General features: G+C 73.7%; 18 protein-coding genes. 5 read left to right on the forward strand and 13 right to left on the reverse strand.

Annotated elements, in window-relative coordinates:
- Positions 1-92: 92 nt before the first annotated feature.
- Positions 93-1,331, reverse strand: coding sequence for a hypothetical protein (locus TNCT1_RS09810; protein WP_143630485.1), 1,239 nt, complete (start codon positions 1,329-1,331; stop codon positions 93-95).
- 770 nt (positions 1,332-2,101) lie between these two features.
- Between TNCT1_RS09810 and TNCT1_RS09815 the strand changes: the two genes are divergently transcribed.
- The 3 genes from TNCT1_RS09815 to TNCT1_RS09825 all read left to right on the forward strand — a co-directional run bounded on the left by TNCT1_RS09815 (position 2,102) and on the right by TNCT1_RS09825 (position 3,972).
- Positions 2,102-2,989, forward strand: a complete 888-nt coding sequence (locus tag TNCT1_RS09815; protein ID WP_143630486.1) for a YhjD/YihY/BrkB family envelope integrity protein — start codon at positions 2,102-2,104, stop codon at positions 2,987-2,989.
- Between the two features lie 162 nt (positions 2,990-3,151).
- Complete coding sequence (locus tag TNCT1_RS09820; RefSeq protein WP_235902483.1) at positions 3,152-3,610, forward strand: DUF6325 family protein; 459 nt, start codon at positions 3,152-3,154, stop codon at positions 3,608-3,610.
- A gap of 35 nt (positions 3,611-3,645) precedes the next feature.
- Complete coding sequence (locus TNCT1_RS09825) at positions 3,646-3,972, forward strand: SHOCT domain-containing protein (protein WP_143630487.1); 327 nt, start codon at positions 3,646-3,648, stop codon at positions 3,970-3,972.
- Positions 3,973-4,041: 69 nt separating this feature from the next.
- Here the strand turns inward: TNCT1_RS09825 and TNCT1_RS09830 are convergent, their stop codons facing one another.
- From TNCT1_RS09830 to TNCT1_RS09845, 4 genes are all read right to left on the reverse strand, one after another.
- Entirely contained in the window at positions 4,042-4,551 is a 510-nt protein-coding gene (locus TNCT1_RS09830) for an O-acetyl-ADP-ribose deacetylase (protein WP_143630488.1), read from the reverse strand.
- A complete protein-coding gene (locus tag TNCT1_RS09835; RefSeq protein WP_143630489.1) occupies positions 4,548-5,957 on the reverse strand; it encodes an NAD(P)/FAD-dependent oxidoreductase in 1,410 nt (469 codons plus the stop codon). Before TNCT1_RS09835 ends, TNCT1_RS09830 begins: the two co-directional genes overlap by 4 nt.
- 88 nt (positions 5,958-6,045) lie before the next feature.
- Positions 6,046-6,891: an inositol monophosphatase family protein gene (locus tag TNCT1_RS09840; RefSeq protein ID WP_143630490.1), complete on the reverse strand. Its 846-nt coding sequence runs from the start codon at positions 6,889-6,891 to the stop codon at positions 6,046-6,048.
- A 92-nt stretch (positions 6,892-6,983) separates the two neighbouring features.
- The gene (locus tag TNCT1_RS09845; RefSeq protein ID WP_143630491.1) at positions 6,984-8,798 is read right to left on the reverse strand and encodes a gamma-glutamyltransferase family protein; all 1,815 of its coding nucleotides are present in this window, start codon (positions 8,796-8,798) and stop codon (positions 6,984-6,986) included.
- Positions 8,799-9,028: 230 nt separating this feature from the next.
- Between TNCT1_RS09845 and TNCT1_RS09850 the strand changes: the two genes are divergently transcribed.
- Both TNCT1_RS09850 and TNCT1_RS09855 read left to right on the forward strand, forming a co-directional pair.
- Positions 9,029-10,093, forward strand: coding sequence for a biotin/lipoate A/B protein ligase family protein (locus tag TNCT1_RS09850; protein ID WP_143630492.1), 1,065 nt, complete (start codon positions 9,029-9,031; stop codon positions 10,091-10,093).
- 160 nt (positions 10,094-10,253) lie between these two features.
- Complete coding sequence (locus TNCT1_RS09855) at positions 10,254-10,919, forward strand: hypothetical protein (RefSeq protein ID WP_143630493.1); 666 nt, start codon at positions 10,254-10,256, stop codon at positions 10,917-10,919.
- A 140-nt stretch (positions 10,920-11,059) separates the two neighbouring features.
- On the opposite strand, the gene TNCT1_RS09860 is transcribed toward TNCT1_RS09855, so the two are convergent.
- The 8 genes from TNCT1_RS09860 to TNCT1_RS09895 all read right to left on the reverse strand — a co-directional run bounded on the left by TNCT1_RS09860 (position 11,060) and on the right by TNCT1_RS09895 (position 20,637).
- A complete protein-coding gene (locus TNCT1_RS09860; protein WP_143630494.1) occupies positions 11,060-12,598 on the reverse strand; it encodes an NCS1 family nucleobase:cation symporter-1 in 1,539 nt (512 codons plus the stop codon).
- 135 nt (positions 12,599-12,733) lie between these two features.
- The gene (locus TNCT1_RS09865; protein WP_143630495.1) at positions 12,734-13,753 is read right to left on the reverse strand and encodes a TIGR03842 family LLM class F420-dependent oxidoreductase; all 1,020 of its coding nucleotides are present in this window, start codon (positions 13,751-13,753) and stop codon (positions 12,734-12,736) included.
- Between the two features lie 11 nt (positions 13,754-13,764).
- Positions 13,765-15,168 carry a dihydropyrimidinase gene (hydA, locus tag TNCT1_RS09870; RefSeq protein WP_143630496.1) on the reverse strand — a complete coding sequence of 468 codons (1,404 nt, stop codon included), beginning with the start codon at positions 15,166-15,168 and terminating at the stop codon, positions 13,765-13,767.
- Positions 15,169-15,199: 31 nt separating this feature from the next.
- Positions 15,200-16,042: a nitrilase-related carbon-nitrogen hydrolase gene (locus TNCT1_RS09875; RefSeq protein WP_143630497.1), complete on the reverse strand. Its 843-nt coding sequence runs from the start codon at positions 16,040-16,042 to the stop codon at positions 15,200-15,202.
- A 155-nt stretch (positions 16,043-16,197) separates the two neighbouring features.
- A complete protein-coding gene (locus TNCT1_RS09880; protein WP_143630498.1) occupies positions 16,198-17,784 on the reverse strand; it encodes a PucR family transcriptional regulator in 1,587 nt (528 codons plus the stop codon).
- Between the two features lie 17 nt (positions 17,785-17,801).
- On the reverse strand, positions 17,802-19,085 hold the full coding sequence (locus TNCT1_RS09885) for an aspartate aminotransferase family protein (protein WP_143630499.1): 1,284 nt from the start codon (positions 19,083-19,085) through the stop codon (positions 17,802-17,804).
- Positions 19,082-19,924 (reverse strand): nitrilase-related carbon-nitrogen hydrolase, encoded by an 843-nt coding sequence (locus tag TNCT1_RS09890; protein WP_143630500.1) that lies wholly within the window; start codon positions 19,922-19,924, stop codon positions 19,082-19,084. Before TNCT1_RS09890 ends, TNCT1_RS09885 begins: the two co-directional genes overlap by 4 nt.
- A 461-nt stretch (positions 19,925-20,385) precedes the next feature.
- Positions 20,386-20,637, reverse strand: a complete 252-nt coding sequence (locus TNCT1_RS09895) for a helix-turn-helix domain-containing protein (RefSeq protein ID WP_143630501.1) — start codon at positions 20,635-20,637, stop codon at positions 20,386-20,388.
- Positions 20,638-20,682 lie beyond the last annotated feature (45 nt).

Raw genomic sequence — 20,682 nt, forward strand, 5'->3', positions numbered from 1 at the left:
CACGGCGGCGGCCGCGACCGGCGGCACCGGCGACGGGCCGTCCCGCGCCCGGCCCGCCCGGGTCGGACGCCGCGCGAGCGGTGCCCTCGCGCTCAGGTCTCGTCGCCGGGCGCTCGCCCCGCCCCGCGCGCCGAGCGCAGGTCGGCCCGGCCGGCCGCGGCGAGCAGCGCGAGCAGCGCCAGGACCCCGAGCAGCACGAGGACCAGCAGCAGCACCGTGAGCACCGTCGGATGGTTCCAGAGGGCGAACACCAGCGCGATGATCAGCAGGACGGCGAGGGTGATGACCCGGCGGTAGGCCAGTGTCCAGGAGCCGACCCGTCCGGTGCTGATGTGGTGGGCCGCCGCCCAGCGGGCGGCGGAGTCGGCCGTGTGGTCGGACGCGCCGCGGACGGCCACGGGCAGCCGTCCGGGCCCGACGAAGTAGGCGCCCAGCGCGATGACGACGCCGAGGACGACGGCCGTGCGCAGGCTGATCCGCAGGAAGCGCACCAGGGCGTCGAAGACGGCCGCGGCGGCGGCCTTCGACTGCACATCCGGCGGCAGGTGGTCGAGGTAGTAGCGGCGGGCCAATACCAGGGCGATCGCCACCACCAGGCAGGCGAAGGCCGCGCCCAGCGCGGTGCGGGCGAGTGCTCTGCGTCGCCGTCGGGCCAGGAACACCCCGGCGGCGCCGAGCACGACGACGAGCACCGGGAACCAGTTGCCGACGACGTCGAGGAGGTGGGCCGCCTTGCGGAACTTGGCGAGTTCCTCGGAGTGGAACAGCACCAGTTGCTTGTTCACCTGCGGGATCCTGGCGGCGGGCTTCAGGCCGGCGTCGACCAGTTCCTGTTTGACCCGGTCGACGGCCGTGCCGACGTCCAGGGAGACCGTGCCGTCGCTGACGCCGACGGCACCGCGTCCCTGGCCGGTCAGGGCGTGCACGACGGCGTTGTGGGCGGTGCGGTTGGCGGTGTTCCACACGGTCGCGAAGGCGTCGCTGTCGACGACGCGGGTGGCGGTCTTCGTGACGACCTGGTTGACCGCGGAGTCGAGCTGCGGTCCCAGTCCCCTGACCGCGTCGGCGGCGAGCGGCGGCAGACCCTGGGACTGCAGCCAGGAGGCGATGTCCGCGGCGGCCCGCCGGCCGTCGACGTGCGCGCCGACGGCTTCCGTGATCCGGTGGACCGCGGCGTCCCGCACGGCGGGGTTCTTGGCCAGCGGGTCGACCGTGGCCACGTAGCGGTCGGTGTCGAGCACGATGTCGTGCACCCAGGTGGCGAGCAGCGCGACGGGCACGAGGACGCAGGTCAGCACGATCAGCACGGCGGAGGCGACCGCCCGCGCCACGTGCCCGGCGCTCCTTCCCGGCGGCGTCCCGCCCTCCCCGGCGGACCCCCGCCCCGGCGGCCCCGGGGGCCCGCCGGGCGGATGCCGGTCGGCGTCGGGAAGGTCCCCGCGCGCCGGGGGGCCGGAACCGGGCGCGCCGTGACCCGGCCCGGGCTCCTGCGGGGCGGCGCCCGGACGCCCGGGGTCTGGGGCCGACGACTGCGCGTCCGGGGCCACGTTCGAGGGGCCGGGGCCCGGCGCTTGCGGGACTGGGTGCCCGGGACTGGCGCCCGGTGCGTGCGGGTCCGGGGCCGGATGCCCGGGGCCGGGTCCGGGGCCAGGGCCCGGTGCATGCGGGTCGGGGCCGGGGCCCGGCGCGTGCGGGTCGGGGTGCCGGGGGTCGGGGCCCGGCGCGTGCGGGTCGGGGTGCCGGGGGTCGGGGCCTGGTGCGTGCGGGTCGGGGTGCCGGGGGTCGGGGCCTGGTGCGTGCGGGTCGGGTATGGCTGGCACGAGGGGCCTCCGGCGTGTAGGGGCGCGGACACCCCCATTGCGTCAGGTCCGCGGGTGCCACGCGCGCTGGGTGGACCGGACGGGCGAGCGGCAGGGCGCCGTCCGCGCGGCGGACGGGGCCGGACGGGGGAGGCGGCCGCTCCGCCACGCGGTGGACGGGGAGGCGGCCGCTCCGCCACGGCGGTGGACGGGGCTGGACGGGCGACCGGGCGGCGGGCGGTCTCCGGGGTGCCGTGCCGCGCTCCGGCCCCCAGTCTGGACGCAGCGAAAGGAGCCACGCCATGCCGACCTCCGTGCGGGTGCCGGCGGTGGGCCGGCTGGTCGCCTGGGCGAAGTCGGCACACCGCCGGGCGGAGATCCGCTTCCCGGTCCTCACCCATCTCGCGGACCGCATGGTGTCGGTGAACATCTTCGACTCCGGCACCCGCCTGGCCGCGCAGTGCTTCCTGACCGCGGTCCCGCTGCTCTTCGTCTTCGCGGCCTACGCCCCCGCGGCGGTGCGCCACCAGTTGATCGACTCGGTGCGCGCGGTGTTCGGGCTGACGGGCGCGGCCAACGCCGAACTGGAGAAGGTGTTCGAGCCCACGACCGGCAATCTGCAGGAGGCCACGGGCATCGTGGGCGGTCTGATGGTGCTGCTGTCCGCCACCGCCGTCAGCCGGGCCATGCAGCGGCTGTGCAAGCGCGCCTGGGAGATCCCCCGGGCGGGCGCCCGCATCGCTCCATGGCGGTGGCTGGCCTGGCTCGCCCTGTGGCTCGGGGCCCTGGTGCTCCAGGGCCCGGTGCGGAACGGTTTCGGGGTCGGCGCCTGGCTGGGCGTGCCCCTGACGCTCCTCACCCAGGTGGGGCTGTGGTGGTGGACCCAGCACCTGCTGCTCGGCGGCCTGGTCGGCTGGAAGCCCCTGCTGCCGGGCGCGGTGCTCACGGCGGCGGTCCTCACCGTGCTGGCGATGACCGCGCGCCTGTACATGCCGCGGGCGCTGAACCGGGCCCTGGCCGAGTACGGACCGGCGGGCTCCGTCTTCGTGCTGCTGTCCTGGCTGATCGTGGTCTGCGTCGCGGCGGCCGTCAGCGTCAGCGTCGGCGCCGTCGCCGCCCAGGAACCGTTCCTGGCCCACCGCCTCGGCGCCCCGCCGCCCCTGCGGGACCGCGACCCGCGCGCCCCCTGACCCGCCCCCGCGAGGACCGCCACCCGCCACCCGCCACCCGCCACCGCGAGGATCGCCCCGGCCGTCGCCCCCGGCCCCGTCGGGCACGGAGGTGCGAGGCCCGGCGCCCCATGCTGGAATTGGCTCCAGGGGTCGGACGAACGCAGCTCCCAAGGAGTGGTCATGGACAGCGTCGAAGAAATGGGCCCCGTCGACTACCTCGTGATCGAGTTCCCCGGAAACCGGATGACGGGCGAGGCGTTCCCGCTGCTCGTCGACCTGTCCGACCGGGGCATCGTGCGCATCATCGATCTGGCCTTCGTCCGCAAGGAGAGCGACGGCTCGGTCGTCGCCCTGGAACTGAGCGACCTCGGCGACGAGATCGACCTGACCGTCTTCGAGGGCGCCTCCGCCGGGGTGCTGGACCAGGGCGACATCGACGAGGCCGGCAACGCGCTGGAGCCCGGCAACTCCGCGGCGGTGCTGGTGTACGAGAACCTGTGGGCCGCTCCCCTGGCCCGCGCCCTGCGCCGCGGCGGCGCCCAGCTCGTGGCGAGCGGCCGCATCCCCGTCCAGGCGCTGCTGGCTTCGCTGGACGCCACGGAGGACACGGCTCCCCGCGGCGGTTCCGCGGCGGCCTGACCGGACGGCCCGTTCCACACTGGGAGATGACGATCATGCCCGGACTGATCAGGGGCGTCGCACGTACCGCCGTCGTCGCCGGTACGGCCACCGCCGTGTCCAACCGCGTCTCACGGCGGCAGGCCGGCCGCTGGGCGCAGCAGGACTACGAGCAGCAGCAACAGCAGTACGAACAGCAGCAGGCGGCGCCGCAGCAGTACGCGCAGCAACAGCAGCAGACGGCCCCGCCGCCGCCCGCACCCGCCGCGGGCGACGACATGACCAGCAAGATCGACCAGCTCAAGCAGCTCGCCGATCTGAAGTCGCAGGGAATCCTGACGGACGAGGAGTTCGAGGCCCAGAAGCGCCGGCTGCTGAGCTGAGCGCCGGGCCGCGGCGGACCCGGTGCCGAGCCGGGCCCACCGCCCGGGCGCGCTCAGCCGGGCGCGCGCTCAGCCGGCCTGCGCCGCGAACGCCTGGTACGCCCGCTCGTCGAAGAGGACGAAGCGTGCCTCCTCGACCGAGGTCGGTGTGGTGCGCACCGTCTCCACCGCGATGCGGGCCGCGTCGTCCATCGGCCACCGGTAGACGCCGGTGGAGACGGCTGGGAACGCGACCGTGCGGGCGCCGAGTTCGTCGGCGACCCGCAGGGACTCCCGGTAGCAGGAGGCGAGGAGTTCCGAGCGGTCCTCGCCGGCGGACCAGACCGGGCCCACCGTGTGGATGACCCAGCGGGCGTCCAGCGCGCCCGCCGTGGTGGCGACCGCCTGGCCAGTGGGCAGGCCCCTGCCGTACCTGGAGGCGCGCAGGGCGCGGCACTCCTCGAGGATCGCGGCGCCGCCCCTGCGGTGGATGGCCCCGTCCACCCCTCCGCCGCCGAGCAGGGAGGAGTTGGCGGCGTTGACGATCGCGTCGGCGCGCTGCCGGGTGATGTCGCCCCGGACGAAGGTGATCGTGGTCATTTCTGCCTCAGTCTCCGCCAGACGGCCTTGGCCGCGTTGTGCCCCGACATGCCGTGCACGCCGGGGCCCGGCGGGGTGGCCGAGGAGCAGATGAAGACGGCCGGATGGGGGGTGTGGTACGGGAACGCGGACAGTCTGGGACGCAGCAGCAGCTGGAGCCCGGAGGCCGCGCCGCAGGCGATGTCGCCGCCGACGTAGTTGGCGTTGTGGGCCGCGAGTTCGGCCGGGCCCGTGGTGGCGCGGGCGAGGACGCGGTCGCGGAACCCGGGGGCGAAGCGCTCCAGTTGGCGTTCGATGGCGTCGGTCAGGTCGCCCCGCCAGCCGTTCGGGACGTGGCCGTAGGCCCAGAAGACGTGCTTGCCCTCGGGCGCCCGGGTCGGATCGGCCACGCTGGGCTGGACGGTGATCAGGAACGGCCGGTCGGGGGCCCGGCCCGCACGGGACGCGGCGTGCAGCGCGGTGCCGATCTCGGCCCGGCTCGCGCCGACCTGCACGGTGCCGGCGGCCCGGGCCTCGGGTGCGGTCCAGGGGACCGGGCCGTCCAGCGCGTAGTCGATCTTGAACACGCTGGGGCCGTAGCGGAAGCGGTCGTAGTACCCGCCGAAGCCGGCGATGCGGGCGAGCGCGGCGGGCGAGGTGTCGAAGACGTAGGCGCGGGCCGGCGGCAGGTCGTCGAGTCGCTTGACCTCGTAGTCGGTGTGGACGGCGCCGCCGAGGTCGGTGAGGTAGGCGGCGAGGGCGTCCGAGACGGCCTGGGATCCGCCGCGGGCCAGGGGCCAGCCGCGGGCGTGCGCGGCCAGCGCGAAGACCAGGCCGATGGCGCCGGTGGCGAGGCCGCCGAGCGGGGCGATCACATGGGCGACGAGGCCGGAGAAGAGGGCCTTGACCGGCTCGTCGCGGAAGCGGCGCATCAGCAGGGTGGAGGGCGGCAGCCCGGCGAGGCCGAAGCGGGCCAGGGTGACCGGGTCGCGGGGCAGCGCGGTCGACGGCAGGGACATGAAGTCCCTTACGAGGGTGTCCCACTTGGCCAGGAACGGCTCGACGAGCCTGCGGTACGCGCCCGCGTCGCGCGGGCCGAAGGAGGCCGCCGTCTCGGCGACGGACCGGGCGAGCACGGCGGCGCTCCCGTCCGGGAACGGGTGCGCCATGGGCAGGTCGGCGTGCACCCACTCGAGGCCGTACCGCTGGAGCGGCAGGGCGCGGAAGGCGGGCGAGTTGACGCCGAGGGGGTGGGCGGCCGAGCACGGGTCGTGCCGGAAGCCCGGCAGCGTCAGCTCCTCGGTGCGCGCGCCGCCGCCGACGGTGGACCGCGCCTCGAACAGGGCGACGGAGTGGCCCCTGCGGGCCAGCTCCACGGCAGCGGTCAGTCCGTTCGGTCCCGCACCCACCACGACCGCATCGAGCATCGACGGCACCTTCGGACTCCTTCGTCAGCCGATGGCCACTCGCGATCAGGATATGCCGGTGGCCCCCGCGGTGACCGGGCCGGGTGTCTCAGCCGCCGGTGCCCAGCAGGTGCGCCACGCGGCGGGCGGTGGCGGCGTCCCGGGCGGCGGTGAACGGCAGTGCGTTGCCGCCGGTCACCCGGAACGGCTCGCCGGTGCGCGTCAGGTGGACGCCGCCCGCCTCCTCGACCAGCAGCAGGCCCGCCGCGTGGTCCCAGGCCGCCTCCCAGGAGAACGCGACCGCGTCCAACTCGCCCCGGGCCACGGCGAGGTACTCAAGGCCCGCGGAACCGCACGGGCGCGGGGCGACACCGTCGGTCCACAGGGCGCGCAGCGCGTGCTTCTGCTCGTCGGTGGTGAAGTCCGGGTGGGAGGTGGCGACGGTGAGGTCCCGGCCGGGCGCGGGCGGACCCGCGAACAGCCGCTCGCCGTCGAGGAAGGCGCCCCGGCCGCGGACGGCCGTGGCGAACCGGTCCGGCACGGGGGCGTAGGTCCAGGACGCCTGGACGACGCCCCGGTGGGCGAGCGCGACCAGGGTGCAGAAGCCCTCGTCGCCGTGCACGAACTGCCGGGTGCCGTCGACCGGGTCGATGATCCAGACCGGTGCGTCGCCCCGTATCGCCTCGTAGGTGGCCGGGTTGGCGTGCACCGCCTCCTCGCCGACCACGACCGAGCCGGGCAGCAGGGCGCCGAGGACCTCGGTGAGCCGCTTCTCGGCGAGCCGGTCGGCGTCGGTCACCAGGTCGTGCGGACCGCTCTTGCGGTCCACCTCGTGCTCGGCGAGGCGGCGGAAGCGCGGCAGGATCTCGGTTGCGGCGGCCATGCGGACCGCTTCCTCCACGTCGGCCGAGCGGCGGGTGAGAAACTCCTCGATGGTTTCCGTTTCGTCGATCATGTCCCCCATGAGACCACGCGCCGCTGACAATCCGCGCCCGGCCGGTGGACGCCGGGTGGAATCGGGATGAAGAGCGGGTGCCGGAGCGGCCGTCAGCGGCCGACCGCGTACCCCTGCATCCCGCGCGGGTTCGCGGCGGCCGACAGGACGCCCGTCTCCGGGTCGCGGGCCACCGCGCACAGGCGGCCCTCCGACCAGCCGGGCCCGACCGTGACGTCGTGGCCCCGGCGGCGCAGCGCCTCGATCACCCCGGGGTCAGTGCGGGACTCCACGGTGACGCTGCCGGGGCGCCGCCCGCGCGGGTGGAAGGAGCTGGGGAAGCTGTCGTTGTGCCAGTTCGGGGCGTCGATCGCGCCCTGCAGGTCGAGGCCGCCGCGGACCGGGGCGCGCAGCACGGCGGCGAGGAAGAAGTGCGTCTGCCACTGGTCCTGCTGGTCCCCGCCGGGTGTGCCGAACGCCATGACCGGGACGCCGTCGCGGAGCGCCAGGGACGGGGTCAGGGTGGTGCGGGGACGGCGGCCCGGGGTGAGGGAGTTCGGCAGTCCCTCCTCCAGCCACGTCATCTGCAGCCGGGTGCCGAGCGGGAAGCCGAGTTCGGGCACCACCGGGTTCGACTGCAGCCAGCCGCCGCTGGGCGTGGCCGCGATCATGTTGCCCCAGCGGTCCACGACGTCCAGGTGGCAGGTGTCGCCGCGGGTGCCGCCGTCGGCGGCCACCCGCGCCTCGCCGGTCAGGTCCGCGACGGTCGGCTCGCCCGCGCCCATCGGGCTGAACCGCGCGTCGCCGGTCACGAGCCGGTGCGCCTGTGTGGGCAGGCGCGGGGTGCGCCCGCCGGGGCTGCCGGGGCGCAGGTCCCAGGAGGCCTGGTCGCCGACGAGGGCGCGGCGGCCGGCGTTGTACTCGTCCGACAGCAGGTCGGCGAGCGGCACCTCGGCCGCGTCCCCGTACCAGGCCTCCCGGTCGGCCATGGCGAGCTTGCAGCCCTCGATCAGCAGGTGGACGTAGTCCGCCGAGCCGTACGCGGGCAGTGCGGGCGGCAGCAGGGCCAGTTGCTGGAGGAAGGCCGGGCCCTGGCTCCACGGGCCGGCCTTGCACACGGTCCAGCCGTTCCAGTCGTACGTCGCGGGCGCCTCGTAGGACGCCGACCAGCCGGCCAGGTCGGCCTCGGTGAGGGTGCCGGTGTGCCGCCGCCCGCTGGTGTCCAAGGTGGGCCGCCGGGACTGCCGTACCAGGGCCTCGGCGATGAAGCCGGAGCGCCACACCTCGCGCGCCGCGTCGATACGGGCCTCCCGGCCGCCGGCCCGGGCGGTCCCGGCCAGCAGTCGCCGCCAGGTGGCGGCCAGGGCCCGGTTGCGCAGCAGTTCGCCGGGCCGGGGCGCCCGGCCGCCGGGCAGGTACACCTCGGCCGAGGAGGGCCACTCGGTCTCGAACAGCGTGCGTACGCTCTCCACGGTCGCGCCGACGTTCTCCACGGGCGCGTGCCCGTGTTCGGCGTAGCCGATGGCGTACCTCAGGACGTCCTCGAGCGGCTTGGTGCCGTGGTCGCGCAGGAGCAGCAGCCAGGCGTCGAAGGCGCCGGGCACGGCGGCGGCGAGCGGTCCGGTGCCGGGTACGAGGTCGAGGCCGAGTCCCTGGTGGTGCGCGACGGTGGCGGCGGCGGGGGCGACGCCCTGCCCGCAGAGCACGCGCACCTCGCCGCCGGCCGGCGCGAACAGGATGGGCACCTCGCCGGCCGGCCCGTTCAGGTGCGGCTCCACCACGTGCAGCACGAAGGCACCGGCCACGGCCGCGTCGAAGGCGTTGCCCCCGTCCTCCAGCACCGCCATCGCCGACTGGGAGGCCAGCCAGTGCGTGGCGGACACCATGCCGAAGGTGCCCTGCAGGGTGGGCCGGGTGGTGAACCGCATCTGTCACCTCGGTGCTCGCGCGTGTGGGCCGGGCCCCAGTATCGGACCCGCCCGGCGCGGACGCCGCGGTTTTCCGGCCCGGCTCCCGCGCCCCTCCCCCGCGCCCTTTCCCGCGGAGACGTACGGGGGCCCGCGGGGTCCGGTGGTGTTCCCGGCGGGATCGCCCTCCCGCCGGGAACACCACCGGGCCCCGCGGCGTTGATCCCCTCGTCGAAGAGGGAGGCCAGGCAGTGCACGGTGAGTACAAGGTGCCCGGCGGCAAGCTGGTCGTCGTGGACGTGGCGGCCGAGGACGGCGTGCTGCGCGACGTGCGCGTGGCGGGCGACTTCTTCCTGGAACCGGACGAGGCGCTGGACGCGGTGAACCGCGCGCTCGAGGGCGCTCCCGCGGACACCGACGCGGCCGGGCTCGCCGCCCGGATCGACGCGGCGCTGCCCGCGGGCACGGTCATGTACGGCCTGACCTCGGAGGGCGTCGGGATCGCGGTGCGCCGGGCGCTGGCGCACGCCACGGACTGGACCGACTACGACTGGCAGCTCATCCATGAGGGCCCGCAGCCCCCGGCGCTGCACATGGCCCTGGACGAGGTCCTGACCGCCGAGGTGGCCGCGGGCCGCCGCCCGCCCACGCTGCGGGTCTGGGAGTGGGGCGCGCCCTCGGTGATCATCGGCAGCTTCCAGTCGCTGCGCAACGAGGTGGACCCGGAGGGCGCCGCCCGGCACGGCATCGAGGTGGTGCGGCGGATCTCCGGCGGCGGCGCCATGTTCGTAGAGCCGGGCAACACCATCACCTACTCGCTGTCGGTGCCCGAGTCGCTGGTGCAGGGCCTGTCCTTCCAGGACAGTTACGCCTACCTGGACGACTGGGTGCTCGGCGCCCTCGGCGAGATGGGCATCCGCGCCTGGTACCAGCCGCTGAACGACATCGCCACCGACCAGGGCAAGATCGCGGGCGCGGCGCAGAAGCGGATCGTCGGCCCGGGCGGCGGCCCGGGGGCCGTGCTGCACCACGTGACCATGTCGTACGACATCGACGCGGACAAGATGGTCGAGGTGCTGCGTATCGGGCGGGAGAAGCTGTCCGACAAGGGGACCAGGAGCGCGAAGAAGCGGGTCGATCCGCTGCGCCGGCAGACGGGGCTGCCGCGGGACGCGGTCATCGGGCGGATGATCGAGTCGTTCCGGGGGCGGTACGGCCTCGTGGACGGCAAGGTGACGCCGGAGGAACTGGCGCGGGCCGAGGAGCTGGCGCGGACGAAGTTCGGCTCGCCGGAGTGGACCGCCCGCGTTCCCTGACCGGACATAGCGGAATTTTCAACATGGCTTCCGAGGGCCTGAGTTACCGGCCGGGCACACAGCGAGTTCGCCCTTCCGCCGCACAGTCAGCCGTGTGACACTGTCGTCCCAGCCCACCCGCGGAACCCTTCCGCGCCCCCTCCCCCACGAGAAGTGCGCCGTGCGTTCACTGCCTCTGCCGCTCGCCCTGACCGCGCGCCTGACGCCGGTCGCCGTGCTCGCCTGCGCCGGCTGGGCTCTGTCCTCGGGTCCGGCCGCGCCGGCGGCCGCCGGCGACCGGCCGGCCCAGCAGACGCCCACCGGTGCGGCGTCCGCGCCGTCGTCCACGGCGGCGTCGAAGTCGTACTCCGCCGCCCCCGCCCCCTGCTCCAGTGTGCCCGCGGCGACCGTCAAGTCCCTGGTGCCCGGGGCGAAGACGGCGGGCAAGGAGATCCCGTCGACGGACACCGCGCTGCGCCGCACCTGCTCCTGGAACGCCCTCGAGGGCTACGACTACCGCTGGCTCGACGTCTCGTTCGAGATCACCGCGTCGGACGAGGCGGCGAAGAAGGAGTACCAGCAGCGCGTCACCGAGAAGAGCGGCGGTGGCCCCGTCCCGGGCGTCGGTGACGCGGGCTACTCGGTCGTGAACCTCAGCACCGAGAGCAAGCAGGAGACCCGCGAGGGCGTGGTGCTGATCCGGGCCTCCAACGCGCTGGTCGTCGTCACCTACAACGGCAGCGACTTCGAGACCAAGAAGGCGCCGAGCACCGACGAGATCAACAAGGGCGCCATCAAGGCGGCGAAGAGCGCCGTGGCCGCCCTGCGGCCGGGCGGGTCCGGCTGACCGGCGTCCCTCGGGAGCGGGTGAGCGGTCGGCCGGCCCGAGCGGGCTGCCGTCCAGGCTGTCACCCGTGAGGTCGGACGAGGCCCGCGGTGGAGGGCGCGGTCCGCCCCGGCGGCGCCGGCCGCCGGGGCGGACCGGTCTCAGGCGGCCGGCTGCGCCCGGTCCTCCTTCCGCCCGGTGAGCCAGGTCAGCGCGAGGTAGAGCACCAGGGAGGTGCCGAGGCCCACCGCCCAGCCGTAGTCGGCGAGGGCGGACAGGGCGGGGATCGGCCGGCCGTCGATCAGCGGGTGGAAGTCGGCGCCGCCGACCGCCAGCACGCCGCCGGCCAGGAACGCGGCCACCGCCCGCCAGTTCCAGCCGCCCGCGTACCAGTACCGGCCGCCCGCGCGGTACAGGTCGGCGAGGACCAGCCGGGTGCGGCGCACGATCCAGTAGTCCGCGACGAGGATGCCCGCGACCGTGCCGAGCAGGCCGCCGACCAGGCCGAGCCAGGTGAAGATGTAGCCCTGCGGGTCCGAGTACAGCTTCCACGGGAAGATCAGCACGGCGAGGACCGCGGTGATCAGCGCGCCGGTGCGGAAACTCACCTTGCGCGGGGCCACGTTGGAGAAGTCGAACGCCGGGGAGACCAGGTTGGCCGCGATGTTCACGGACAGGGTGGCCACCAGCACGGTGACCAGGGCGTAGAGCAGGCCCACCACGTTGTCCGTCTTGGCGGCGAGCTGGACCGGGTCCCAGACGGGCCGGCCGTAGACCGCCTGGGAGCCGGAGGTGACCAGCACGGACAGGAAGGCGAACAGGGTCATCGTGGTCGGCAGCCCCAGGGCCTGCCCCCAGGTCTGGGCCCGCTGGCTGCGGCCGTAGCGGGTGAAGTCGGGGATGTTGAGCGACAGGGTCGACCAGAAGCCGATCATGCCCATCAGGGAGGGCCAGAACAGCTTCCAGAAGTCGCCGCCCCAGCCCAGCTTGGACGGCTGGTCGAACAGCGGCCCGAAGCCCCCGGCCTTGCTGCTCATCCACCACAGCATCACGAACGCGCCGACGAGGACGAAGGGCGCCGCCCAGTTCTCGAAGCGGCGGATGGTCTCCATGCCGCGGTGGATGATGGCGACCTGGAGGACCCAGAAGACGGCGAACGACAGCCACATGGTCCAGGCGTGGCCGCCGATGCGCGAGGCGTTCGCCCAGTCGTCGCCGATGAGCTTGCCGGCGAGGAAGTAGATGGCCTCGCCGCCGATCCAGGTCTGGATGCCGAACCAGCCGCACGCCACCAGCGCCCGTACGACGGCGGGCAGGTTGGCGCCGCGCACGCCGAAGGAGGCGCGGGCGAAGACCGGGAACGGGATGCCGTACTTGGGCCCGGCGTGGCCCGTGAGCAGCATCGGCACCAGCACGACCAGATTGGCGAGGGCGATGGTGAACACGGCCTGCTTCCAGTCCATGCCCACCGCGATCAGCCCGGAGGCCAGGGTCCAGGAGGCCGTGTTGTGGGCCATGCCGACCCACAGCGCGGAGAAGTTGTACGTCGTCCAGGTGCGCCGGGTCACCGGCACGGGGAGCAGGTCCTCGTTGGCGTACCGGCCGGCGGGCGGCCGGGTGCCGGGGGCGAGTTCGACCCGCCCGTCGGGCCGGGTCACCTGGCCGGACAGGGGTATGGCGGAGGGGGCGGTGTCGGTCATGGGCGGGCCAATCGGGGTGAGAGTGGGTCGGGAGAGGCCGTGCGGGCGGCGCATGGGGGGTGCGCGGGCGGGCGCCCTGTGCCCCCTTCCCGGGGCCGGAGCGCGGGAAGGGGGAGACCAACGGGGAGGTGACGGTCAGGCGTTGACCGCCGGGATCACCCGGGAGCCGTAGGCGTCGATGACGGCTTCCTGGGCGTCGTGCATGTCGTACACGGCGAACTGGTCGACGCCCAGCTCGCGCAGTGCGTTCAGCTTCTCGATGTGCTTCTCGGCCGGCCCGATCAGGCAGAACCGGTCGACGATCTCGTCGGGCACGAACCGGGTGTCGGGGTTGCCGCTGCGCCCGTGGTGGGCGTAGTCGTAGCCCTGGCGGGCCTTGATGTACTCGGTGAGTTCGTCGGGTACCTGGGCGGAGTGCTCGCCGTACCTGGCGACCAGGTCGGCGACGTGGTTGCCGACCATGCCGCCGAACCAGCGGCACTGCTCGCGGGCGTGGGCGAGCGCCTCGGGCGAGTCGTCTTCGGTGACGTAGGCGGGGGCGGCCACGCAGACGGTGACCTCGGACGGGTCGCGGCCGGCGGCGGCGGCCGCGTCCTTGACGGCCTTCACCATGTACTCGGTGAGGTAGAGGTCGGCGAGCTGGAGGATGAAGCCGTCGGCCTCCTCACCGGTCATCTTCAGCGCCTTGGGGCCGTACGCGGCCATCCACACCGGCAGTTCGGAGCCGGGTGCGACCCACGGGAAGCGGATCTTCGTGCCGCCGAGGTCGGCCTCCTCGCCCCGGCCGAGGGCCCGGATGACCTTCATGGCCTCGCTGATCCGGGCCAGGGTGTTGGGCTTGCGGCCGGCGACGCGCATCGCGGAGTCGCCGCGGCCGATCCCGCACACCGTGCGGTTGCCGAACATGTCGTTTAGCGTGGCGAAGGTGGAGGCGGTGACCTCCCAGGTGCGGGTGCCCGGGTTGGTGACCATGGGGCCGACCCGCAGCCTGGTGGTGTTCGCGAGGATCTGGCTGTAGATCACGAACGGCTCCTGCCAGAGCACGGCGGAGTCGAAGGTCCAGCCGTGGGTGAAGCCGTTGCGCTCGGCCCGCTTCATCAGGCTGACGACGCGGGAGGCCGGCGGGTCGGTCTGCAGGACGAGTCCGAAGTCCATGGGCGCCGCTCCTAGTTGAGGTACTGACAGGTGGTGCGCGGAGTGAAGGCGCCGTGCCCGGCGCGCCCGGTGAACTCCCGCTGGTCGATGACGACTTCGCCGCGCGAGAGCACGGTCTCGACCCGGCCGGTCGTGCGCCTGCCCTCGTAGGCCGAGTAGTCGACGTTCATGTGGTGCGTCGCGGCTGACATGACCTGCTCGGCGTGCGGGTCGTAGACGACGACGTCGGCGTCGGCGCCCGGGGCGATGGTGCCCTTCTTGGGGTAGAGGCCGAACATGCGGGCCGGGGTGGCGCAGGCGATCTCGATCCAGCGGCGCCGGGAGATGTGCCCGTCGACGACGGCCTGGTGCAGCAGGTCCATGCGGTTCTCCACGCCCGGCAGCCCGTTGGGGATCTTCGAGAAGTCGCCCCGGCCCAGCTCCTTCTGGCCGGTGAAGCAGAAGGGGCAGTGGTCGGTGGAGACGACCTGCAGGTCGTTGGTGCGCAGGCCGCGCCACAGGGCCGCCTGGTGCTCCCGGGGGCGCAGCGGGGTGGAGCAGACGTACTTGGCGCCCTCGAAGTCCGGTTCGGCGAGGTTGTCGGTGGACAGGAACAGGTACTGCGGGCAGGTCTCGCCGAAGACGTTCAGTCCCGTGTCCCGTGCCCTGGCGAGTTCGGCGACGGCCTCCTGCGCCGAGACGTGCACGACGTACAGCGGGGCCCCGGCGACCTGGGCGAGCCGGATGGCGCGGTGGGTGGCCTCGGCCTCCAGCAGCGCCTTGCGGACCTCCCCGTGGTAGCGGGGGTCGGTCTCGCCCCGGGCCAGCGCCTGCTCGACCAGGACGTCGATGGCGATGCCGTTCTCGGCGTGCATCATGATCAGCCCGCCGTTCTCGGCGGCGCGCTGCATGGCCCGCAGGATCTGGCCGTCGTCGGAGTAGAACACCCCGGGGTACGCCATGAACTGCTTGAAGCTGGTCACGCCCTCCTCGACCAGCAGGTCCATCTCCTTGAGCGTCTCCTGGTTCACGTCGGAGACGATCATGTGGAAGGCGTAGTCGACGGCGCAGTTGCCCTCGGCCTTGGCGTGCCAGGCGTCCAGGCCCTCGCGCAGGGTGCCGCCGACGCTCTGGATCGCGAAGTCGACGATGGTGGTGGTGCCGCCCCAGGCGGCGGCGCGGGTGCCGGTCTCGAAGGTGTCGGCGGCGGTGGTGCCGCCGAACGGCATCTCCATGTGGGTGTGTCCGTCGACCCCGCCCGGGATGACGTACTTGCCCGTGGCGTCGATGACCCGGCCGTCGCCGAACGCCTCGGCGGCCGGGGTGCCGGAGGCGGCGAGGGCGGCGATGCGGCCGTCCTCGATCAGGACGTCGGCGTGGATCTCGTCGGACGCGGTGATGACGAGACCACCGCGGATGACGGTACGGCTGCTCATGGTCCCTCTCCTCCCAGGGTGGGCGCTGCGGTCAGGGCGCGGTCAGCGGCGTGTAGGCGCCGGGCGCCCGGTCGCGGTAGAACTGCCAGCGGTCGCGGACCTCGCGGAGCTTGGCCAGGTCCAGGTCGCGGACGACGAGTTCGGGCTCCTTGTCGCTCGCCACCTCGCCGACGAACTGGGCCTCGGGGTCCACGAAGTAGGTGGTGCCGTAGAAGTCGTTGTCGCCCAGGTCCTCCACGCCGACCCGGTTGATCGCGCCGACGAAGTACTCGTTGGCGACGGCCGCCGCCGGCTGTTCGAGCTGCCACAGGTAGCGGGACAGGCCGCGCGAGGTGGCCGAGGGGTTGAAGACGATCTCGGCGCCCGCGAGACCCAGCGCCCGCCAGCCCTCGGGGAAGTGGCGGTCGTAGCAGATGTAGACGCCGATCCGGCCGACGGCGGTGTCGAAGACGGGCCAGCCGCTGTTGCCCGGCCGGAAGTAGAACTTCTCCCAGAACCCCTGCACCTGGGGGATGTGGGTCTTGCGGTACTTGCCGAGGTAGGAGCCGTCCGCGTCGATCACGGCGGCGGTGTTGTACAGGACGCCCGGCTGCTCCTCCTCGTACATGGGCAGGACGAGGACGATGCCCAGCTCCCGTGCCAGCGTCTGGAAGCGCCGGACGGTGGGGCCGTCGGGGATCCGCTCGGCGTACTCGTAGAAGGCCTTGTCCTGCACCTGGCAGAAGTAGGGGCCGTAGAACAGTTCCTGGAAGCAGAGGACTTGGGCGCCCTGCGCGGCCGCGTCGCGGACCGCCTGCTCGTGGACCTGGATCATCGACTCCTTGTCGCCGGTCCAGGCGGTCTGGAAGAGGGCGGCACGGATCACTCGGCTCATCGGGACCTCCGGTCGCTCGGTGTACGGCGAGAGTAGGAAGCCCGGTGGGCCCGTTTGAGTTGCAGCGTGTCACGTCCGCGGGCGGTCGGCGTGCCACCGTGTCACGTGTTCCCCGGTCCATGTTTCACCGCCGTTTTCGCAGGTCGTCGCATGTTTCACCCCTGTTGCGCGTCATGCGCGAGGAGCGCGATGTGCACGGAGGCCGCCTGTTCGAAGTCGTCGAGGTCGACGCCCAGCCGTGCCTGTATGGCCTCCAGCCGGCGGTAGAGGGCGGGCCGGGAGACGTGGTGGAGCTGGGCGGTGCGGGACTTGTTGCGGCCCGTGGCCAGATACGTCCGCAGCACGTTCAGCAGTTCCCGGTCGGCCGCGCACAGCAGCCCGTCGAGCTCCCGCTCGGCGAAGGACTGCACATGCGGGTCGTCGCGCAACAGCCTTACCAGACCGCGCAGATGGACGTCGCGCAGCCGGACGACGGCCGGCAGGCCGAGCACGGCGGAGGAGTCGGCGACGGCGTCGGCGACGTGCCGCGCCTCCCGCAGCCCCGCGGGCACGTCCTCCCAGACGGTGCGCGGATCGGCGGCGGCGACCACGGCGTTCGGCGCCCCGCTCTCCGTCCGCAGCCGTGCGGCGAAGTGCGCGGTCAGCGCCTCGGCGTGCTGGTCGCGGGCGAGGCTGAGCAGCACGGCGGTGGCGCCGTCGGCCAGTTCGGCGACCAGCCCGGACAGTCCGAGCAGCCGCAGCGTCCGGTCGAGCCGGACCGGCTCCCCGCCGGGCACGACGAGGGGGACGAAGGTCCGCCGGTTGACCGGCAGCCCGGCCGCCCGGGCCCGGGGCAGCAGTTGCCGGGCGGGCACCACCCCGGAGACGAGGTCGGTGAGCAGGCTCTGCGCCGACTGTTCCTCCCAGGTGCGGGCGGAGCCGCCGCCGAGCATGCGGTGCAGCACCAGCGCCTCGGCGGTCCGGTCGGCGAGCATCCGGCCGGTGGCCGTGTCGCCCCGGTATCCGCACAGCAGCAGCCGGCCCCACCGCTCGCCGCGCCCGCCGAGCTCGGCGCGGACCCAGCCGTCGCCCTCGCTGCCTCCGGCCTGGCGGGCGATCCGCTCCCAGTCGCGCAGCACGTCGTCCACCGCCGGCCGCTCCCCCGCGGTGGCGAGGACCCGGTGGGCGAGGTTGGTGACGACGACGGGGCAGCCGCTGTGCTGGGCGGCCTCGTCGAGCAGGCGCTGCAGCGGAGCACCCGCGGTGATCAGCCCGGTGAGCGCGGTGCGAACGGCCTCCGACAGGCTCACGGCGGCGAACTTGCGCCGCACCAGCCGCGACTGGACCTCCTCGGTCAGCTCGGCGAACGGGAACGGCCGGTGCAGCACGACCATGGGCAGCCCGCACCGCTCGGCGGCCCGGCGCATCACCTCGGGCGGTGCGGGAAAGGCCCGGCCGAGCCCGAGGACGACGGCCGCGGCCTCCGCCCGGTGCAGGGACTGGACGTACTCGGCCTGCTTGGCCTCGTCACCGGCCAGCAGCACCCCGGTGGTGAGCACCATCTCGCCGCCGGTGAGCATCACCCCGACGTCGGCGGCCTCGGCCACGTGCACCCAGCGCACCGGCCGGTCGAGCTGCCCGGCTCCGGCCACCACCTCGGGCTCGCCCGCGAGCACCCGCTCCAGGGTGAGCACCTGCCGGACGGAGAGGACGGGTTCCAGCGGCTGCCAGCCGGGGTGCCGGGAGTGGGAGGTGGTGGTCATCGCCGTCGACCCGCTCTCTAGTACGTGCTCCTCAGCGCGCGTTCCAGGATCGCCGCGCCCTCCTCCGCCTCCGCCACGGTCAGGGACAGCGGCGGGGCGATGCGCAGGGCGCTGGTGCTGTGGCCGCCGCCCTTGCCGATGAGCAGGCCGCCCTCGCGGGCCGCCTCCAGGACGGCGGCGGCCGCCCTGGGGTCGGCCTCGTCGGTGCCGGGGCGCACCAGTTCCACGCCGATCATCAGTCCGCGCCCGCGCACCTCCCGGACGCCGGGCAACTGCGCGCCGATCGCCCGCAGCCGTTCCAGGAGCATGCCGCCGACCCGCCGGGCGTTGCCCTGGAGGTCGTGTTCGACGAGGTAGCCGAGGTTGGCGAGGCCCGCGGCCATGGTGATCTGGGTGCCGCCGAAGGTGGAGATGCTGTTGGCGTCCAGGCAGTTCATGATCTCGGCGCGCGCGATCACCCCGCCGATGGACATGCCGTTGCCGATGCCCTTGGCGAAGGTGACGATGTCCGGCGGGCCGCTGCGGGCGTGCGCCTGCCAGCCCCAGAAGTGGTCGCCGGTGCGGCCCCAGCCGGTCTGCACCTCGTCGCTGATCCAGAGGATGCCGTGGGCGTTCAGCACCTCCCGGAAGGCGGCGTACAGCCCGTCCGGCGGGGAGGTGAAGCCGCCGACGCCCTGGATCGGTTCGGCGATCAGCGCGGCGGGGGGCCGGGTGTGTCCGAGGACGTCCTTCAGGTCGGCCACGCAGGCGTCGATGAACGCGCGGTCGTCGAGATCGGCGAACGGGCCCCGGCCGCGGACGCCGCCGTGGACGTACAGGGTCTGCAGCGGGGAGAGCGAGGTCGGGGACCAGCCGCGGTTGCCGGTGATGCCGACGGTGCTGAAGGAGCGGCCGTGGTAGCTGTTGCGCATGGCCAGGACGGTGTTGGTGCGCCGGTGGGTGGTGGCGAGCAGCAGGGCGGTGTCGTTGGCCTCGGTGCCGGAGGTGGTGAAGAACACCCGGGCGTCCGGGATGCCACTCAACTGCGCGATGCGCTCGGCCAGTTCGACCATGGGCCGGTTGAGGTACAGGGTCGAGGAGTGGATGATCCGGCCGGCCTGCTCGGTGACGGCCTTGGTGACCTCGGGCAGGGCGTGCGCGGTCATCGTGGTGAGGATGCCGCCGAAGAAGTCGAGGTACCGGTTGCCGACGGAGTCCCAGACGTGCCGGCCCTCGCCGTGGGTGATCTCCAGCGGCTCGTCGTAGTAGAGGGCCAGCCAGTCGGGCAGGACGCCGCGGTGGCGGGCGTAGAGGTCGTTCACGGCTGCACCAGTCCTTCGTAGGCGTCGGGGCGGCGGTCACGGTAGAAGGCCCACTGCTGCCGGACCTGCTCGATGAGGTCGAAGTCCAGGTCGCGGACGAGGAGTTCCTCGGTCTTGTCGCTCGCCGGGTCGCCGACGAACTGCCCGCGCGGGTCGACGAAGTAACTCGTGCCGTAGAAGTCGTTGTCGCCGTACTCCTCCTGGCCGACCCGGTTGATGGCGGCGACGAAGTACTCGTTGGCCACGGCCGCGGCGGGCTGTTCGAGCTGCCACAGGTACGAGGAGAGCCCGCGGTGGGTGGCGGACGGGTTGTAGACGAGCTGGGCGCCGTTGAGGCCTAGCTGCCGCCAGCCCTCGGGGAAGTGCCGGTCGTAGCAGATGTAGACGCCGACCTTGCCGACCGCCGTGTCGAAGACGGGCCAGCCCAGGTTGCCGGGTTTGAAGTAGTACTTCTCCCAGAAGCCCTTGACCTGGGGGATGTGGTGCTTGCGGTACTTGCCGAGGTAGGAGCCGTCGGCGTCGATCACGGCGGCGGTGTTGTAGTAGAAGCCGGACTGCTCGACCTCGAAGACGGGTACGACGATCACCATGCCGGTCTCACGGGCCAGGGCCCGCATCCGGCGGACCGTCGGCCCGTCCGGCACCGGTTCGGCCCAGCGGTAGTGCTCCGGCTCCTGGACCTGGCAGAAGTAGGGGGCGTTGAAGACCTCCTGGAAGCCGATGACCCGGGCGCCCCGGCGGGCCGCCTCGCGCGCGTGCTCCTCGTGCTTCGCCACCATGGACTCGGTGTCGCCGGTCCAGGCGGCCTGGACCAGTGCGGCACGTACGACGTTGGCCATGAGCTGCTCCTTCGACGCTACGTCCGAGCCTCTACGCCCGTAGAAACGGCCCGTAGAGGGACGAAAGTAAGCCTCCCGGACGTCCTTGCCAAGACCATCGTCACCAACCCGCGGAGTCGATCACGTTTGACACTCCTTAGGGTGATCACGGCGCCCGTCACGGGGTGCGCCCGGCAGCCCGCGCATCCGGTTCACCGGCCCGCGGCGTCACCGCCGGCGCGGGCCCGCCCGCCCCGCTCCGGCGCTGTGCCCGTCAGGCAACACCAGCCGTGTTACGCGTCCGCTACGCGGCGTTTTCCGGGAGCGTGCGGGCGGCTGGGGCGCGCTCCTCGCGCGCACCTCTCCACTCCCGGCACGCCCCTCGCGCGCACCTCTCCGCCCTCGGCGCGCCCGCGCACGCCCGGCGCACCCATCGGACGCCCGGCGCGGCCCGCACGCCCTGCACGCCCTCCGCGGCCCCGTCAGACGCTCAGCGGCGCGCACCGGGCCAGCAGCTCGTCCATGGACAGCCCGAGCACTCCCGCCAGCGCGGCCACCGTGAAGAAGGCCGGGGTGGGGGCCCGCCCGGTCTCGATCTTGCGCAGGGTCTCGGCCGAGACGCCCGCCGCCACCGAGACCTCGGCCATGCTCCGCCCGCCGCGCGCCTCGCGGAGCAACCGGCCGAGCCGCTCGCCGCGTTCGCGCTCTTCGGGGGTGAGGGGGGTACGCACCATGCGCCCATTCTAATACCGACCGCCTGACGGCGCCCCTATTCAAAT

The organism is Streptomyces sp. 1-11, assembly GCF_007176755.1.
GTDB lineage: Bacteria > Actinomycetota > Actinomycetes > Streptomycetales > Streptomycetaceae > Streptomyces.

Excerpts from the sequence above, each read along its gene's own strand:
- TNCT1_RS09895 (WP_143630501.1), bottom strand. The coding sequence starts at position 20,637 with ATGGTGCGTACCCCCCTCACCCCCGAAGAGCGCGAACGCGGCGAGCGG.
- TNCT1_RS09880 (WP_143630498.1), bottom strand. The coding sequence starts at position 17,784 with ATGACCACCACCTCCCACTCCCGGCACCCCGGCTGGCAGCCGCTGGAA.
- TNCT1_RS09830 (WP_143630488.1), bottom strand. The coding sequence starts at position 4,551 with ATGACCACGATCACCTTCGTCCGGGGCGACATCACCCGGCAGCGCGCC.
- TNCT1_RS09845 (WP_143630491.1), bottom strand. The coding sequence starts at position 8,798 with ATGCGGTTCACCACCCGGCCCACCCTGCAGGGCACCTTCGGCATGGTG.
- TNCT1_RS09825 (WP_143630487.1), top strand. The coding sequence starts at position 3,646 with ATGCCCGGACTGATCAGGGGCGTCGCACGTACCGCCGTCGTCGCCGGT.
- TNCT1_RS09840 (WP_143630490.1), bottom strand. The coding sequence starts at position 6,891 with ATGATCGACGAAACGGAAACCATCGAGGAGTTTCTCACCCGCCGCTCG.
- TNCT1_RS09875 (WP_143630497.1), bottom strand. The coding sequence starts at position 16,042 with ATGAGCCGAGTGATCCGTGCCGCCCTCTTCCAGACCGCCTGGACCGGC.
- TNCT1_RS09820 (WP_235902483.1), top strand. The coding sequence starts at position 3,152 with ATGGACAGCGTCGAAGAAATGGGCCCCGTCGACTACCTCGTGATCGAG.
- TNCT1_RS09890 (WP_143630500.1), bottom strand. The coding sequence starts at position 19,924 with ATGGCCAACGTCGTACGTGCCGCACTGGTCCAGGCCGCCTGGACCGGC.
- TNCT1_RS09835 (WP_143630489.1), bottom strand. The coding sequence starts at position 5,957 with ATGCTCGATGCGGTCGTGGTGGGTGCGGGACCGAACGGACTGACCGCT.
- hydA (WP_143630496.1), bottom strand. The coding sequence starts at position 15,168 with ATGAGCAGCCGTACCGTCATCCGCGGTGGTCTCGTCATCACCGCGTCC.
- TNCT1_RS09865 (WP_143630495.1), bottom strand. The coding sequence starts at position 13,753 with ATGGACTTCGGACTCGTCCTGCAGACCGACCCGCCGGCCTCCCGCGTC.
- TNCT1_RS09815 (WP_143630486.1), top strand. The coding sequence starts at position 2,102 with ATGCCGACCTCCGTGCGGGTGCCGGCGGTGGGCCGGCTGGTCGCCTGG.
- TNCT1_RS09860 (WP_143630494.1), bottom strand. The coding sequence starts at position 12,598 with ATGACCGACACCGCCCCCTCCGCCATACCCCTGTCCGGCCAGGTGACC.